Source organism: Citrobacter sp. CFNIH10 (assembly GCF_002934585.1).
Classification (GTDB): Bacteria; Pseudomonadota; Gammaproteobacteria; order Enterobacterales; family Enterobacteriaceae; genus Citrobacter_A; species Citrobacter_A amalonaticus.
The window spans coordinates 4759099-4775712 of sequence record NZ_CP026216.1; the positions used below are offsets into that span (position 1 = coordinate 4759099).

Annotated in this window: 17 protein-coding genes; 8 read left to right on the top strand and 9 right to left on the bottom strand. The window is 56.5% G+C overall.

Going from position 1 to position 16614, the window contains the following annotated elements:
• From arnC to arnF, 6 genes are read left to right on the top strand one after another with little or no spacing between them, the layout of a single operon-like run.
• Positions 1-981: an undecaprenyl-phosphate 4-deoxy-4-formamido-L-arabinose transferase gene (arnC, locus tag C2U53_RS27270; RefSeq protein ID WP_104446747.1), complete on the top strand. Its 981-nt coding sequence runs from the start codon at positions 1-3 to the stop codon at positions 979-981.
• Complete coding sequence (arnA, locus tag C2U53_RS27275) at positions 981-2963, top strand: bifunctional UDP-4-amino-4-deoxy-L-arabinose formyltransferase/UDP-glucuronic acid oxidase ArnA (protein WP_104446748.1); 1983 nt, start codon at positions 981-983, stop codon at positions 2961-2963. The genes arnC and arnA overlap by 1 nt, the downstream gene beginning before the upstream one ends.
• Positions 2960-3862: a 4-deoxy-4-formamido-L-arabinose-phosphoundecaprenol deformylase gene (arnD, locus tag C2U53_RS27280; protein ID WP_104446749.1), complete on the top strand. Its 903-nt coding sequence runs from the start codon at positions 2960-2962 to the stop codon at positions 3860-3862. Before arnA ends, arnD begins: the two co-directional genes overlap by 4 nt.
• The gene (arnT, locus tag C2U53_RS27285) at positions 3859-5514 is read left to right on the top strand and encodes a lipid IV(A) 4-amino-4-deoxy-L-arabinosyltransferase (RefSeq protein ID WP_104446750.1); all 1656 of its coding nucleotides are present in this window, start codon (positions 3859-3861) and stop codon (positions 5512-5514) included. Before arnD ends, arnT begins: the two co-directional genes overlap by 4 nt.
• Positions 5511-5846, top strand: a complete 336-nt coding sequence (gene arnE / locus C2U53_RS27290; RefSeq protein WP_044266227.1) for a 4-amino-4-deoxy-L-arabinose-phosphoundecaprenol flippase subunit ArnE — start codon at positions 5511-5513, stop codon at positions 5844-5846. Before arnT ends, arnE begins: the two co-directional genes overlap by 4 nt.
• Positions 5846-6232: a 4-amino-4-deoxy-L-arabinose-phosphoundecaprenol flippase subunit ArnF gene (gene arnF, locus C2U53_RS27295; protein WP_043000034.1), complete on the top strand. Its 387-nt coding sequence runs from the start codon at positions 5846-5848 to the stop codon at positions 6230-6232. The genes arnE and arnF overlap by 1 nt, the downstream gene beginning before the upstream one ends.
• Before the next feature lie 3 nt (positions 6233-6235).
• Here the strand turns inward: arnF and pmrD are convergent, their stop codons facing one another.
• From pmrD to C2U53_RS27340, 9 genes are all read right to left on the bottom strand, one after another.
• Complete coding sequence (gene pmrD / locus C2U53_RS27300) at positions 6236-6499, bottom strand: signal transduction protein PmrD (RefSeq protein WP_044258528.1); 264 nt, start codon at positions 6497-6499, stop codon at positions 6236-6238.
• Positions 6500-6597: 98 nt separating this feature from the next.
• Entirely contained in the window at positions 6598-7968 is a 1371-nt protein-coding gene (gene menE, locus C2U53_RS27305) for an o-succinylbenzoate--CoA ligase (RefSeq protein ID WP_099433991.1), read from the bottom strand.
• Complete coding sequence (gene menC / locus C2U53_RS27310) at positions 7965-8927, bottom strand: o-succinylbenzoate synthase (RefSeq protein ID WP_104446751.1); 963 nt, start codon at positions 8925-8927, stop codon at positions 7965-7967. Before menC ends, menE begins: the two co-directional genes overlap by 4 nt.
• Positions 8927-9784: a 1,4-dihydroxy-2-naphthoyl-CoA synthase gene (gene menB, locus C2U53_RS27315; RefSeq protein ID WP_043000030.1), complete on the bottom strand. Its 858-nt coding sequence runs from the start codon at positions 9782-9784 to the stop codon at positions 8927-8929. Before menB ends, menC begins: the two co-directional genes overlap by 1 nt.
• A 14-nt stretch (positions 9785-9798) precedes the next feature.
• Entirely contained in the window at positions 9799-10557 is a 759-nt protein-coding gene (gene menH / locus C2U53_RS27320) for a 2-succinyl-6-hydroxy-2,4-cyclohexadiene-1-carboxylate synthase (protein ID WP_104446752.1), read from the bottom strand.
• A complete protein-coding gene (gene menD / locus C2U53_RS27325) occupies positions 10554-12224 on the bottom strand; it encodes a 2-succinyl-5-enolpyruvyl-6-hydroxy-3-cyclohexene-1-carboxylic-acid synthase (protein ID WP_104446753.1) in 1671 nt (556 codons plus the stop codon). Before menD ends, menH begins: the two co-directional genes overlap by 4 nt.
• Positions 12225-12308: 84 nt before the next feature.
• A complete protein-coding gene (menF, locus tag C2U53_RS27330) occupies positions 12309-13607 on the bottom strand; it encodes an isochorismate synthase MenF (RefSeq protein ID WP_104446754.1) in 1299 nt (432 codons plus the stop codon).
• A 97-nt stretch (positions 13608-13704) separates the two neighbouring features.
• On the bottom strand, positions 13705-14010 hold the full coding sequence (gene elaB, locus C2U53_RS27335) for a stress response protein ElaB (protein ID WP_043000026.1): 306 nt from the start codon (positions 14008-14010) through the stop codon (positions 13705-13707).
• A gap of 47 nt (positions 14011-14057) precedes the next feature.
• Complete coding sequence (locus C2U53_RS27340) at positions 14058-14525, bottom strand: GNAT family N-acetyltransferase (protein WP_044266239.1); 468 nt, start codon at positions 14523-14525, stop codon at positions 14058-14060.
• 65 nt (positions 14526-14590) lie between these two features.
• On the opposite strand from C2U53_RS27340, the gene rbn reads away from it, so the two are divergent.
• Both rbn and C2U53_RS27350 read left to right on the top strand, forming a co-directional pair.
• A complete protein-coding gene (gene rbn / locus C2U53_RS27345) occupies positions 14591-15508 on the top strand; it encodes a ribonuclease BN (protein ID WP_044258512.1) in 918 nt (305 codons plus the stop codon).
• Positions 15509-15571: 63 nt separating this feature from the next.
• Positions 15572-16576 carry a chemotaxis protein gene (locus tag C2U53_RS27350; RefSeq protein WP_044258510.1) on the top strand — a complete coding sequence of 335 codons (1005 nt, stop codon included), beginning with the start codon at positions 15572-15574 and terminating at the stop codon, positions 16574-16576.
• Positions 16577-16614 lie beyond the last annotated feature (38 nt).

Consider the following 16614-nt stretch of genomic DNA (forward strand, 5'->3'; position numbering starts at 1 on the left):
ATGTTTGAAGCTCTTCCGATTACGAAAGTGTCGGTGGTGATCCCTGTCTATAACGAACAGGAAAGCCTGCCGGAACTGTTCAGACGAACCACTGCGGCCTGCGAGAGTCTGGGAAAAGACTATGAAATCCTGTTGATTGATGACGGTAGCAGCGACCATTCTGCCCGGTTGTTGATCGACGCATCAGAAGCTGAAGGCAGCCACATCGTTTCGATTTTACTCAATCGCAACTACGGGCAGCATTCCGCCATCATGGCGGGATTCAGTCACGTTACTGGCGACCTGATCATTACGCTCGATGCCGATCTGCAAAACCCGCCGGAAGAGATCCCGCGTCTGGTGGCAAAAGCCGATGAAGGGTATGACGTCGTTGGCACCGTACGCCAGAATCGTCAGGACAGTCTGTTCCGTAAAACCGCCTCGAAGATGATCAACCATCTGATTCAGCGCACCACGGGCAAAGCCATGGGCGACTACGGCTGCATGCTTCGCGCCTATCGCCGGCACATTATCGATGCCATGTTGCATTGTCATGAGCGCAGCACATTTATCCCGATTCTGGCGAATATTTTTGCCCGGCGCGCCACGGAGATCCCCGTTCATCACGCGGAACGTGAATTTGGTGATTCCAAATACAGCTTTATGCGGCTGATTAACCTGATGTACGACCTGGTGACCTGCCTGACGACGACGCCTTTGCGCATGTTGAGCCTGCTCGGCAGCGTCATTGCCGTTACCGGATTTACTCTGTCGATACTCCTCGTCATTCTCCGCCTGACGCTGGGGCCACAATGGGCGGCTGAAGGGGTATTCATGCTGTTTGCCGTTCTGTTTACCTTTATCGGCGCGCAGTTCATCGGCATGGGATTACTCGGTGAATATATCGGTCGAATTTACAACGATGTTCGCGCCCGCCCCCGCTATTTCGTCCAGCAAGTTATTCGTCCGGAAAGCCCGCTCTCTACAAAGGAAAATCAATAATGAAAGCCGTTGTCTTCGCGTATCACGATATGGGCTGTCTGGGCGTTCAGGCCGTGCTCGACGCCGGCTATGACATTGCCGCCATTTTTACACATGCGGATAATCCAGGAGAAAACACGTTTTTTGGCTCCGTTTCTCGCCTGGCCGCTGAGGCGGGGATCCCGGTCTACGCCCCGGATGACGTGAACCATCCAATCTGGGCTGAGCGTATCAGCCAACTCGCTCCTGACGTTATTTTCTCTTTCTATTACCGTCATCTGCTCAGCGATGCAATTCTGGAACAGGCTCCGGCTGGTGCATTCAACCTGCACGGTTCACTCCTGCCAAAGTATCGCGGTCGCGCCCCGTTGAACTGGGTGTTGGTGAATGGCGAAAGCGAAACCGGCGTGACGCTGCATCGCATGGTCAACCGCGCCGATGCAGGCGCCATTATCGGGCAACAGCGTGTCGCTATTTCGCCTGACGATACGGCCCTTACGCTACATCATAAGCTTTGCCAGACCGCCCGACAGGTGCTGGAACAGGCACTACCCGCTATCAAACGCAGAGAGACGCGTGACGTTTTGCAAAACGAGAGCGACGCAACGTACTTTGGTCGTCGCACGCCTGAAGACAGTTTCCTGACGTGGAACCGACCGGCAACGACGCTGCATAACATGGTGCGGGCGGTCGCGGCCCCTTGGCCGGGCGCGTTCAGCTATTCCGGCACGCAAAAATTCACCATCTGGTCATCCCGCATCCACTCACAGCCCCAGACCGCGCAACCGGGTACCGTGATTTCCGTCGCGCCCCTGCTGATCGCCTGTTCCGAAGGCGCACTGGAGGTAATGACCGGACAGGCGGGTAACGGCATCACCATGCAGGGTGAACAGTTAGCGCAGGTACTCGGCCTGGTTGCAGGCTCCCGTCTAAACAGCCCATCGCTGGCTGCCAGCAAGCGCCGTACCCGCGTGCTGATCCTCGGCGTGAATGGTTTTATTGGCAACCATCTTACCGAACGCCTGCTGCGCGAAGACCACTACGAAATCTATGGTCTGGATATCGGCAGCGATGCGATTGGCCGCTTCCTCAACCACCCGCGTTTTCATTTTGTGGAAGGCGACATCAGCATTCACTCTGAATGGATCGAATATCACGTTAAGAAATGCGACGTGGTGCTGCCGCTGGTGGCCATTGCCACGCCAATTGAATATACCCGCAACCCACTGCGCGTCTTTGAACTGGATTTTGAAGAAAACCTGAAAATCATTCGCTACTGCGTGAAATACCGTAAGCGGATCATTTTCCCCTCGACTTCTGAAGTGTACGGGATGTGTACCGACAAAGTGTTTGATGAAGACAGCTCGAATCTGATTGTCGGGCCGGTCAATAAACCCCGCTGGATTTACTCGGTGTCCAAACAGCTTCTCGACCGTGTCATTTGGGCCTATGGCGAAAAAGACGGGCTCCGCTTTACCCTCTTTCGCCCCTTCAACTGGATGGGGCCGCGACTCGACAGCCTGAATTCTGCGCGAATTGGCAGCTCACGCGCCATCACACAGTTGATCCTTAACCTGGTGGAAGGCTCGCCGATTAAGCTTATCGAAGGCGGAAAACAGAAACGCTGCTTTACGGATATCCGCGACGGCATCGAAGCGCTGTACCGGATCATTGAAAATGCGGGGGGTCGCTGCGACGGTGAAATCATCAACATCGGCAACCCAGAAAACGAAGCCAGCATCAAGGAACTGGCGGAAATGCTGCTGGAGAGTTTCGACAAACATCCACTGCGCCATCATTTTCCACCGTTTGCCGGGTTACGGGTGGTTGAAAGCAGCAGCTATTATGGCAAAGGCTATCAGGATGTGGAGCACCGTAAGCCCAACATCCGTAATGCAAAACGTTGCCTGGACTGGGAGCCTACCATCGATATGCGCGAAACGGTTGACGAGACGCTGGATTTCTTCCTGCGCAGTGTAGATCTCACGGAACATTCATCATGACAAAAGTCGGCTTGCGTATTGATGTCGATACCTTCCGCGGCACCCGCGAAGGTGTGCCGCGCCTGTTAGCGTCATTGAGCCGATACCACATTCGGGCAAGTTTTTTCTTTAGCGTTGGGCCTGACAACATGGGGCGCCATCTCTGGCGCCTGATTAAACCGCAGTTTCTGTGGAAAATGCTGCGCTCAAACGCCGCGTCTCTTTACGGCTGGGATATTTTGCTGGCCGGTACCGCCTGGCCGGGAAAAGAAATCGGTCGCGCAAACGCCGAGATTATCCGTGAAGCGGCACGCCAGCATGAAACGGGTCTGCACGCCTGGGATCACCACGCCTGGCAGTCCCGGAGTCCTCAGTGGAGCGAACAGCAACTGATCGCCGATATTTCACACGGAATCACCGCCCTGGAGGCGATCACCGGCCAGCCCGTGACCTGTTCAGCCGTCGCGGGCTGGCGCGCTGACCAGCGTGTGGTGCTCGCCAAAGAGGCATTTCCTCTGCGATACAACAGCGACTGCCGCGGCTGGGCGCCGTTCCGTCCGGTTCTCGGGGCTGATGCGTTCGCTACGCCACAAATTCCGGTCACGTTGCCCACGTGGGATGAAGCGGTGGGTCGTGAGGTTCAGGCAGAGGATTTCAACGACTGGATCCTCTCCCGAATACAGCGGGATACCGGTACGCCGGTGTATACCATTCATGCCGAAGTCGAAGGTGGTGCCTGGCACAGCCAGTTTGAGGAACTGCTCCAGCGTGCGGCCGATGCGGGCATCACCTTCTGCCCACTTGGCGATCTCCTGCCTGAGGATCACAACACCTTGCCGCCGGGAGAGATTATTCGCGGTCACATCGCGGGAAGAGAAGGATGGTTAGGCTGCCAGCAAGCAATGAGTGTCATACGATGAAAAACACCCGTTATTATCAGATACTGGCCGCGCTAATCGCGTTCTGGTACATCATCCCCATCAACCTGCGTCTGTTGTGGCAACCTGATGAAACACGCTATGCCGAGATCAGTCGTGAAATGCTGGCCTCCGGCGACTGGCTTGTTCCTCATTTTCTTGGCGTCCGTTACTTTGAAAAACCCATTGCCGGGTACTGGATCAACAGCATCGGGCAGGGATTGTTTGGTACGAACAATTTCGGCGTTCGTGCGGGCGCCATTTTTGCGACGCTGGTCACCGCCGTGCTGGTGGCATGGCTTGCCATGCGCCTATGGCGCGATACGCGTACCGCCCTGCTGTCGGCCATCATCTTCCTGTCGTTGTTTATTGTCTACGGGATTGGCACCTATGCAGTGCTCGATCCGCTGATTGCGCTCTGGCTAATGGCGGGACTGTGCTGCTTCTGGCAGGCGATGCAGGCCACCACCTGGCAAGGGAAAAGTGCAGGATTCCTGCTGCTGGGCGTCACCTGCGGGATGGGCGTGATGACCAAGGGTTTTCTGGCGCTTGCGGTACCGGTGCTCAGCGTTCTGCCGTGGGTCGCCGCGCAGAAACGCTGGAAAGATCTGTTCCTCTTTGGCGGATTAGCGGTCATCAGTTGTGTCGTCGTCATTCTGCCGTGGGGACTGGCAATCGCCCAACGTGAACCCGATTTCTGGCACTACTTTTTCTGGGTCGAACACATCCAGCGTTTCGCGATGGATGACGCCCAGCACAAAGCGCCGTTTTGGTACTATCTGCCGGTGCTGATCGCCGGAAGCCTGCCGTGGCTTGCGCTGCTTCCCGGAGCCTTAAAGACCGGCTGGCAGACGCGAGATGAATCGCGCAGCGCATTCTATCTGCTCGGTTGGATCGTAATGCCGCTGGTGTTTTTCAGCATCGCGAAAGGCAAATTACCGACCTATATTCTGTCCTGTTTCGCCCCGCTCGCCATACTGATGGCGAGATACGGATTGAACGCAGCGGAAAAGGGCTTTGCCGCGCTGCGCATCAACGGCTGGATCAATATTCTGTTCGGCGTCATCGGGATTATCGCTACGCTGGTTGTCTCGCCGTGGGGACCGCTGAAATCGCCGGTCTGGATGCACATTGAGGTGTATAAGGTTTTCTGCACGCTGGGGATGTTTGCTCTGTGGACTTTTTTCGGCTGGTATACGCTGACTAACACCGAAAAGAGCTGGATTTATGCCGCGCTGTGTCCCGTGGCGCTGGCGCTGTTGTTTGGTTTTTCCGTGCCCGATCGGGTCATGGAATCCAAACAGCCACAGTTTTTTGTCGAGATGACCCGGGAAAACCTGGCGCCAAGCCGCTACATTCTTACCGACAGCGTAGGCGTCGCCGCCGGGCTGGCCTGGAGCCTGAAGCGCGACGACATTTTAATGTACGGGCAAACCGGCGAGTTGAAATATGGCCTTAACTATCCCGATGCTAAAGGCCGGTTCATTCGCTACGGCGATTTTGCGGACTGGCTCAGCCAGCACCGCCAGGAGGGGATCATTACGCTCGTGCTCACTATCGCGAAGGATGAAGACATCAACCGCCTTGCCATTCCCCCTGCTGACAGTATCGATAATCAGGGGCGTCTGGTGCTGATTCAGTATCGTCCCAAATGATCTGGCTGGTATTAGTACTCGCCAGCCTGCTCAGCGTTGCAGGGCAATTATGCCAGAAACAGGCAACGCTCCCCGTGCCGACCCGCGCGCGAAGACGCCATGTTGCCCTGTGGCTGGGGCTGGCGCTCGCCTGCCTTGGCCTGGCGATGATCCTGTGGTTGTTGGTATTGCAGAACATTCCCGTGGGTATCGCTTACCCGATGCTCAGTCTGAACTTTGTCTGGGTCACATTGCTGGCATGGAAAATCTGGCGTGAACCGGTGGCGCTTCGTCACTGGCTGGGCATCGTCTTGATCATCAGCGGTATTTTTATTCTGGGGAGTGCGGCGTAATGGGATTACTCTGGGGACTGTGCAGCGTGATCATCACATCCGTCGCGCAACTGGGCCTGAGCTTTGCGATGGCAAACCTGCCGCCGATGACACAGTGGCAGACGTTTATCCCGGTGCTGTTCTCCCTCCATACCGGTACGCTCGTGCTATTCACCAGTTTAGTGGGCTATCTGCTGTCGGTTTTCTGCTGGCATAACGCGCTGCATCACCTCGCGCTGAGCAAGGCTTACGCGCTGCTCAGCCTGAGTTATGTGCTGGTGTGGGTGGCGTCGATAATCTTACCCGGCTGGCAGGGCACGTTTTCTCTGAAAGCACTGCTGGGCGTACTGTGTATCATGGCCGGACTGATGTTCATTTTTCTGCCCGCACCGCGGAAAACGCGCTGACGTTTATTTGTTCCCCAACAACGTCTTCAGGCGCTCCCACTCGTCGCAGGTATAATTTCTGGCATCCAGAATCTTCACCGTCCGCCCGCTGTCACGGTTGACGGAATACAGCGCATCCTTCTGCGGGGAAAGGATATCACCGGCATTCACCACAATGTCAGACTGGACTTCAGCGATCATTTTCAGTGAACCGCCGGCATCACTTAACACTAATGCATGCTTCCCTGACCTTTTGTCATAGCACGACTTCTTCACCTGCCACTCCATTGCATACCTTTACGTATCGGGAACTTTTACATTACGTTACACAGTAGCAGATAAACAAAGTGGCAATGGGCATCAATTGGTAAAACTGCGAAGTGAAATTAATGTTTTCCTAATGTTTCATTCACCCAATCAACGACGGCACGCCGGGATATCTTGATCCCCCCATTTTTCAGTTCGGCAGGCAGAGAAAGCCAATGTACCGGCTGCTGGAAACGTGCCAGTTTGTCTTTCACCCATTCGTTAAGTTCTGTCTCTGCGACGTCTGCGTCACATTCCACCACCGCCACCGGTCGATGACCAAATTCGGCGTCCTCGATCGGCACGATAAACGCCTGCAGCACGTGAGGATGCGTAACAATGACCCGTTCCACCTCTTCGGGTTGTATCCCCTCTCCGCCGCTAAAAAAGAGATTATCCAGACGTCCGGCGATGGTCAGTTTTCCGTCATTCAGCACGCCGCGATCGCGTGTGGCAAACCAGCCTTCATCGTTAACCAGCGAAACCAGTTTACCGTCTCGCCAGTAGCCTTCCGCCATACTGGCCGCCCGCAGCCAGACTTCATCATTTACGATTCTGACTTCTCGTCCCGGTAAAGGCATACCGACATCAGCCAGACCGTCCGCCTCTTTTGCACATACCGTTGAGGCAAATTCCGTCAGGCCGTATCCGCACCAGCAGCGAATGCCCTGCGCGCGCGCCTGCTCGGTTAACGCCACCGGAATCGCCGCGCCACCCAGCAAAACGGCTTTCAGCGCCACCGGCGTCTGGTTCACCAGCAGTCGCCAGAGTTGCGTTGGCACCAGCGAAGCATGGGTGCATCCGGCCAGCATCTGTTCCAGCGGCTGTTTTTCCCGTACCGTCATCCGCGCCCCGGCCACTAACCAGCGCCACAGAATCCCCTGTCCGGAGACATGAAACAACGGCAGAGAGAGCAGCCAGTCGTCCTCTGTTGCCAGCGGCATCAGCGACAGCACACCTTCAGCACTGGCAATATGCGCCTGACAGGTATGAACTGCCGCTTTCGGTAGACCGGTCGAACCGGAGGTCAGCGTCATGGAACACAGACGCTGCGGCTGCCAGTCGACGGCATGCTGCCCGTTCGCGTTCAGGCAGTTCAGCGGGATCAGAAAGGGAAAGCGGTTTTCTCCCTCCAGGTCCAGCGCAAACTGCAGCGTGAGATCGGGCAGCAATGTTGCCAGTAAGGCGTGAGGAAGCTGCGGGTTGACCGGCAGGATCCGTGCCCCACACTGCAACAGCGCCAGCCATGCCAGCAGTGTCTGCGGATGATTCCAGGCGCGCAGCATAACGCCGCAGCCTTCGGTAACCCCCTGTGCGGCAAAACCGCTCGCCAGGGCATCAATACGCGTACAGAGCGTGCGCCAGCTTAGCACCTCATCATTCAGGCGTAAGGCTGGCGCTTCTCCCTGAACCTGCCGCCAGTATCGCCACGGCCAGTCAGGAAAGGTCATCGCAGGCGTTCCAGGGCTGATTCGTCAATCAGTGGTAATGGACTTCCCGGCCAGTGGCGAATCTGCTGCGCCTGCATCAGGCTCAGCGTATCCAGTCCCGGAATGGTGTCCGGCGTCAGCCACGCGGCAATGCGCGCCAGTTGGGTCAGACCCAGGCTCGACTCGATGGATGAACTGATCACCGCCGTCAGCCCCAGTGCATGCGCGGCCTGTACCTGCTCACGCACTTTTTCCAGCGACCCGGTCAGCGTCGGTTTGATCACCACTGCACGTACGCCCTCTTCTGCTTCAAAGACAAAATCCGCCTCACGCAGGCTTTCGTCCCAGGCGATAGCAATCCCGGTTTCACGGGCAAAGGCTCGCGAGTCGTCGCGCGTTTTGCACGGTTCTTCGAGGAAGGCGATGCGGTTACGGTAGTCCGGGTTCACGTACTTCGCGAACTGCTGCGCCTTCAACGGCGTCCAGGCGCGGTTGGCATCCAGCCGCAGCCGCAGTTCCGGTATCGCCTCCAGCAGCAGGTTGACCACCATGCCGTCGCGAACCGCTTCGTACAGTCCGACCTTCACCTTCGCGACTTTTTCGCCGGGCATATCCGCCAGTTGCAGCACCAGATCGTCCGGGTCCCCGGTACACAGCGGCGCCGCCCGATAGTCTGCGGCTTCAGGCAGCGTTCCGGCTATTTCCGCCAGCGCACAACTGACGCCAAAGGCCACAGAAGGCATGTCAGGCAATGCATCTTCTCCCTGCAGCCAGCCGTCAACCCAGGCCAGCAGCGCAACCTGCGCCTCTTCCTGGGTTTCCTGACTGAATCCCGGCAGTGGGGAGATCTCTCCCCATCCCTGACGCTCGCCGTCGTGCAGGCGAACATACAGCCCGTCACGCGTTTTTAACCGCCTGTCGCGCAGAACCACCCCCGCGTCCATGGGGATCTGCCAGCGGTATACCTGCGCGCTACGCATTACGGATTCCGTTTGAATTTGCTGAAATCAGGCTGACGTTTCTGGTTGAAGGCGTTACGGCCTTCCTGACCTTCTTCCGTCATGTAGAACAGCATGGTGGCGTTACCCGCCAGCTCCTGCAAACCGGCCTGACCATCACAGTCGGCGTTCAGCGCCGCTTTCAGGCAACGCAGCGCCATCGGGCTGTTTTGCAGCATTTCACGACACCAGCGCACGGTCTCTTTTTCGAGTTCAGCCAATGGGACAACGGTGTTCACCAGCCCCATATCCAGCGCCTGTTTGGCATCGTACTGACGGCACAGGAACCAGATTTCACGCGCTTTCTTCTGCCCCACGATCCGCGCCATGTAAGACGCCCCCCAGCCGCCGTCAAAGGAGCCGACTTTCGGGCCGGTCTGCCCGAAGATGGCATTTTCCGCCGCAATCGTCAGGTCGCACATCATATGCAGCACGTGACCACCGCCAATGGAATAACCCGCCACCATCGCCACGACCGGCTTCGGACAGGTACGGATCTGGCGCTGGAAATCCAGCACGTTCAGGTGATGCACACCAGAGTCATCCTGATAGCCGCCGTAGTCGCCGCGAACCTTCTGGTCGCCGCCAGAACAAAAGGCTTTATCGCCTGCGCCAGTCAGAATAATCACGCCCACGTTATCGTCGTAACGGGCATCCGCCATCGCCTGAATCATCTCTTTGACGGTCAGAGGACGGAATGCGTTGCGCACCTGCGGACGATTAATGGTGATTTTTGCGATACCGTCGGTCGATTTCTCATAGCGAATGTCGGTGTAGCCTTCCGAGCAATCGTGCCATTCTACCGGTGCGTAAAGCATTGTTTCATCAGGATAGATCATAGTGTGTCCTTTAGTCAGAGACGCAGAATCTGAGCCAGACAGTCCACCACGCCTGCGGGATTTTCCCGGTGCGCATTGTGTCCGGCGTTACGAATCACATGGCGGGTCGCCGCTAATTCCGTCGCCAGGGCGCAGAATTTGCTGTCACGTTCACCACATAAATAATAAAACGGAAAGGCGCGCGCGGTGAGCGCAGCGCGTAAATCAGGCTGGACCGCCAGCGAAGTGGCTTCCAGCATTGCCGCCAGCGTTTCGCCGTTATTCTGGCTACGCAGCGCGACCAGCGCTTCTCGTTGCCGCGCGTTCAGCGAAGCAAAAACCGGCTGCTGATACCAGTCAGTAAACACCTCAGTCAGCGCGTCATGGCGAAAACGTTCCGCCCAGTGATGGTCAGAATCCCGGCGCGTGTCGCGTTCGGCGTCGCTTTGCAGTCCCGGATGCCCGCCTTCAACCACCAGGCCGCAAAGCCCCGGCATTTCCTGACAGGCCGCGATCATCGCCACTCTGCCGCCGAGGGAATATCCCACCAGCCAGTATTTCAGTATGTTGTAACTAATGAGGGTATCACGCAGCAAGCTGATCACATCGGTAAATCCGCTGACGCGGATCTCCGCCGATCCACCGTGACCAGGCAGATCGATGTACAAGCGTGAAAAGCCGGAAAGCCGCTCGCCGATCGGTTGCCATTCCTGGCTATCGCCGGAAAAACCGTGCAGGAAAACCAGCCAGGGTGAGTCTGACTGCGCGGCTTTTGCCTGCGCGTGCAGGATCATAATTGGCTCACCTGCGCCAGCAGCTGTTGTAGCGTCTGCGCGCCGTCGGTGTCGTTGACCACCAGTTCAATCACCGTGGTCGCAGGCATACGCCACGCGCCAGCCAGCGCCGCCTCCAGTTCATCCCAGCTTTCCGGACGATGATACTTGAGGTTAAACATTGCAGCCGCGTGTTCAAAATGGACATTTTGCGGCATCAGGTAGAAGCGTTCACGTTCGCTCTGCGGCGTGGGCAGCAGCGAGAAAATCTGCCCGCCGTTATTGTTCACCACAATCAGTACGAACGGCGCGGAGACCTGCCGTAACAGGGCTAACGCATTGAGATCGTACAACACCGATAAATCGCCCACGATCGCCAGCGTTGATTTCGCGCTGGCGCGCTGCACGCCCGCAGCGGTCGATAACAGACCATCAATACCACTTGCGCCGCGATTGCTGTATACCGGGTAACCTGCCGGAAGCTGCGACAGCGCGTCAATCAGGCGCACCACCAGGCTGTTGCCGACAAAAAGCTGTCCCTGCTCGGGCAGATAGTCGCGAATGCGATGCGCCAGTTGCGCCTCGCCAAAAGTATCACGCCGCGCCGCCACGGCCTGCCAGGCCTGCTCCGCCAGACGCGGAATGTCTACACACCACGGTTGCCGTTTTTCCGCAGGATGCAGTTCCAGCCAGTCGCCGATTTTTGCCACCAGACGACGACCGCGATGATGCGCCGGATCCAGCCGCCCTTCGATATTATCGACAATCCAGTACTCCTCCGGCTCGCAGGTCGCCTGCCATTGCAGTAAACGTTTTCCGGTCAGACTGCTGCCCAGCTGCACCACAATCTGTGCCTGCTGCAGTTCCGTCACCGCCTTCGGATTGCCGAGCCAGAGGTCGGCACAGGGAAGCGGCTGTCCGGTTTGCGACAGCACATCGCCAATCAGCGGCCAGCCCAACGTCTGCGCCCATTGCGCAACTTTCTTGCCCTCTTCTGCACCCATTCGCCCGGCAACAACAACGCCGCGTTTTTGCCGCCAGAAGAACCAGTCGCGCTGTTTGTCGCTCTCCAGCCGACGCGCTTCGCGCAGCCAAGGTTTGTCATCCTGCCACCAGTCACCGAGACGCTGTTGCCAGGCCAGACCGGTTTCGTCCATCTCGCCATATAACGGCTCGGCAAACGGACAGTTGATATGGACCGCGCCGGCATGCAGCGAGGCCAGCGCATTATCGATAGTCGACACCAGCCAACGGGCCGGAATGTCCTGCGTCGGGCGCGGAAGCGAAAGCGTTTGTGACGGGTGTGACGCAAACATGCCCGCCTGACGAATCGCCTGATTCGCGCCGCAGTCAATCAGTTCAGGAGGACGATCGGCCGTCAGAAGGATCAGTTTTTCACCGGTCAGCCCCGCTTCAATCAGCGCCGGATAGAGGTTAGCGACCGCCGTACCGGAGGTCACGATCACGGCAACAGGCTGTTTACTCACCTTCGCCAGTCCCAGCGCCAGATGACCAAGACCACGCTCATCAAAATGCGTGTGGTGAATAAAAGCCGAATTTTCCGCCGCCGCCAGAGTGAGCGGCGTGGAACGAGAGCCAGGGGCAATGCAAACATGCCTGACGCCATGGCGAGTTAATGCTTCCAGAATGACCGCCGCCCAGCGTCGGTTAAATGCGCTTACTGACATGAGATTGTCCGGTATCAATATTGCGACTCAGTATAAAGAACGGAAAAAAGGGATTATTGATATGAGTCGGGAATATGTAACTCATTATCCATCCATCTGTAACAAAGATCGCAGACCAGCGGCTTTATTATCGATTTCCTGCCACTCCTGCTCAGGGTCTGACCCACGAACAATACCCGCACCGGCATACAGCCGAACCACGTTACCGCTGATTTTCGCCGACCGCAGCGAAACACAAAATTCGCTTTGCTGTAATGACAGATAGCCCGCCGACCCGGCGTACCATTCCCGCGCAAAAGGTTCACGCTGCTGAATAAATGCCCGTGCCCGTTCGCGTGGGATCCCGGCCACGGCTGCCGTGGGCTGCAACTGCAGTAAACAGAGCGTGTCATCCGCCTGATTCAGCGCCGTCCAGATGCAGCGTCGCAAATGCTGCACTTTTCGCAACCGCAGCACCTGCGGCGGCAAAACATCCAGTGTATGCGTGTAGTCCTGCAGGCGCTGACAGATATCCTCGACCACCAGCATATTTTCGCGCTGATTTTTGTCGTCCTTCATCAGCCATTCGCCCAGTTGCCAGGCCTTATAATCATCCGGGTGATTCGCTACCGTCCCGGCGAGCGCCTCGGTACGGAGCGCGGTATTGCGACGTCGCCAGAGACGTTCCGGAGACGAACCCAGGAATGCACTCTGCGCAGAAAAAGCCATATAAAAATGGTAGCAGTTCAGGTTCAAACGGCGACTTGAAGCCATCACAGCAGCGGCATTCACCGGGCGAGAAAAGTGCAGATCGCTGGCGCGCGCCAGCACCACTTTATCCAGTTCACCTTCGGCAATCGTCTGCGTGGCCTGCTCAATCAGGGTGATCCAGCCTGCTTTTTCGGGCCAGTGCTGTTCAGCGGTTTTGCTCAGACGCAATGTCGGCAGCGGTTTTACACTCGCCAGCGAGGCGAGAAAGATCAGCGCCCGGTCAGCATCCTCGCGCAGAGAAACATCACTCCACAAATGCAGACGCAGCACAGCCACGCCCGCACAGCGCCGCCACTCAAGACGCGGTAACACCAGGTTACCCTGCTCTGGATCAAACGCATTCAGTCCCCAGATACGCAGGTCGGTTTGCTGCGGATGTTGGCGAAGAAAGCATTGCGCCTCATCGAGAGAAGAAAATGGCGCAACGACGCCCAGCACGGCGGCCTCTTCATCACCGTTGCGCTGCTGCCAGTAAAATTGCGGATAAATGGACTGACTTGCCAGCCAGCTTAACGCATCGAAAGCGTCATTAAGGGGAAAAGGAACATCGAGAACCCGAATGCCTGGTGCCGCCGGGATTGCCTGCGACAAAAGACGCGTCAGACCTTCCAGCGCAGTAGTGAGTGAATGCACGCGGACCTCTCCCTGTTAAAAACCTCACATTATACGGGGTACTGCACAAAAAAAGCAGTACCCCAGTTTAGGGAGTCAATGCGATCTCGCTTGCAGATTAGCGTCGTGCCAGCAGTAAGCCGAGCACCAGTCCGACCGCCGCGCCAACGCCAATCCCCTGCCAGGGCTTTTCGTGTACATAGTCATCTGCACGATAAACGGCCTGTCTGGCACGATAATAATAGCTATCTGAAGCCTGACTTACGCGATTTTTGACCTCATCCAGCGCCTTTTCAGCCCGCGCTTTCAGCTCAATGTATTTCTGATCGGCGGGATCCCCTGAGGAACGCAGCACCTCTTCCAGCGTTTCACTCAGCAACGTCAGGTCGTCATCAATACGCGAATCACCAAATTGATAAGACATTCTCGTTCTCCATGTTAGTAAACCTGCCCCTAACTATAGACAACGACTCAGGATCCCGCCCGAATCGCTTCGCGCGCCATCCCCACATGTGGGATGCCATCTTCCTCATAGACTTCGGTGACCGGAGCAAAACCAAATCGTGCATAGAATGCCTGCAAATGCGCCTGTGCGCCCAGATACAGCGCCTTCTCCGGCCAGTGTCGCTGACAAGACGCCAGCGTCTGCGCCATCAAATTTTGGCCCAGCTTTTCACCGCGTAACGCTTCACTGACGATCACCCGTCCAATCACGACGGGCTCCAGATCTTCAGTGCTTTTAAGAATCCTCGCATACGCCACCAGCTCGCCGTCATGCCAGCCCAGGATATGGCGGTTCTCACCCACCAGATCGTCACCGTCTACGTCGAGATAGGGACAGTTCTGCTCCACAACAAACACCGCACAGCGCAGTTTTAACAGCGCATAGAGCTGTGGGACGGTTAATTCCGAATGATGCAGGTCTTGCCAGGTAATCATCGTGCGCTCCTTTTCCGTAAACGATTTATACTAGCCAGATTATTTTTCAAAAGTGTAATGAAATAATGGAATTTCTCTTTCTGGGTACCTCAGCTGGCGTGCCCACGCGTACGCGCAACGTGACAGCCATTTTGCTACATCATCAACACCCGACGCAGCCCGCGCTATGGCTGTTTGACTGTGGTGAAGGTACGCAACATCAGATGTTGAGCACGGCATATCATCCCGGCAAAATTGAACGGATTTTCATCAGCCATCTGCACGGCGATCATCTGTTCGGTTTGCCGGGTTTACTGTGCAGTCGTTCGATGGCGGGCAATGCTCATCCGCTAACGCTTTACGGGCCGAAGGGGCTGCGTGAGTTTACTGAAACCGCGCTGCGTCTGAGCGGCTCATGGACTGACTATCCGCTGGAAATCGTCGAAATCACCGCCGGGGAAATTCTTGATGACGGGCTGCGAAAAGTAACGGCTTACCCGCTTGAACACCCGCTGGAATGTTACGGTTACCGCGTTGAGGAGCATGATAAACCCGGCGCGCTCAACGCCAAAGCGCTGAAAGCCGCTGGGGTGAAGGCCGGTCCCTGGTTTCAGGATCTGAAAGCAGGCAAAACGGTCACCCTGGAAGACGGCAGCGTGATACGCGGGGCCGATTTTCTTGCCCCAGCGACGCCCGGTAAAACGGTCGCGATTTTTGGCGATACCGCGCCCTGCGCATCCGCGCTTGATCTGGCGAAAGGGGTCGACGTGATGATTCACGAAACCACGCTGGATACGTCAATGGAAGAAAAGGCCAACAGCCGTGGACACAGTTCCACCCGCCAGGCGGCACTGCTGGCACGGGAGGCTGCAGTCGGAAAGCTCATCATAACGCACGTCAGTTCGCGCTATGACGCCGCAGGTTGCCAGCGACTGCTGGCAGAGTGTCAGGCTATCTTCCCTTCCACTGAACTTGCCGACGATTTCGCCATTTTCACGGTTTAGGGCTCCATTTTTTGCTCTCAGTGCCGATAACAGTAAAAACGCAGTATTCACACTGAGGACAGCATGGACAATTTCCAGAAAGATATCGATGACAGGGCGAATCTGACCCTGTCCAACCGCTTTGAACTGCTGCTGTTTCGTCTGGGAAACTCCCTGCACGAACAGAAATCTGAGCTGTTTGGCATTAACGTGTTCAAGTTGCGCGAAATTGTACCTATGCCTGCCTTTACTCGTCCGGCAGGGATGAAGGCGCCATTGCTGGGAATGGTCAATATTCGCGATCAGGTGATTCCGGTTATTGACCTCCCCGCCGTAGCCGGCTGCAAGCCGGAGAATGGACTCAACATTCTGTTAATCACCGAATATGCCCGTAGCGTGCAGGCCTTCGCCGTCGAGTCGGTCGAAAACATCATGCGCCTGGACTGGAAGCAGGTACACACCGCAGAGAAAGCGGTGAACGGCCGCTACATCACCAGTATCGCCTGTCTGGATGAAGACAAAGAGACCAACAACCTGGCGCTGGTGCTCGACGTAGAACAGATTCTGTATGACATCGTGCCATCGAATCACGACCTGCGCGCAACGGAACTGAAAACCAATAAGTTCAACATCACTCCCGGTGCCGTGGCTATTGTCGCGGAAGACTCCCGCGTAGCCCGTGCGATGCTGGAGAAAGGTCTGACGGCCATGGACATTCCCCATCAAATGCACGTCACCGGTAAAGATGCCTGGGACAAAATTCAGCAACTGGCGCAGGAAGCGGAAGCGGAAGGTAAAGCGATTAGCGAGAAGATCGCACTGGTGTTAACCGATCTGGAAATGCCGGAGATGGATGGTTTCACCCTGACCCGAAAAATCAAAACCGACGAGCGGCTGAAGAAAATTCCGGTGGTGATCCACTCTTCTCTTTCCGGTAGTGCCAATGAAGATCACGTCCGCAAAGTGAAAGCCGATGGCTACGTGGCGAAGTTTGAAGTGAATGAACTGTCATCCGTTATTCAGGAAGTGATGGACCGCGCGGCGCAAAACATCAGCGGCCCGCTGGTCAGTCGTCAGTTGATTGCCTGAAGATTCTTCATCCATAAAAAAACCCGCCTCGGCGGGTT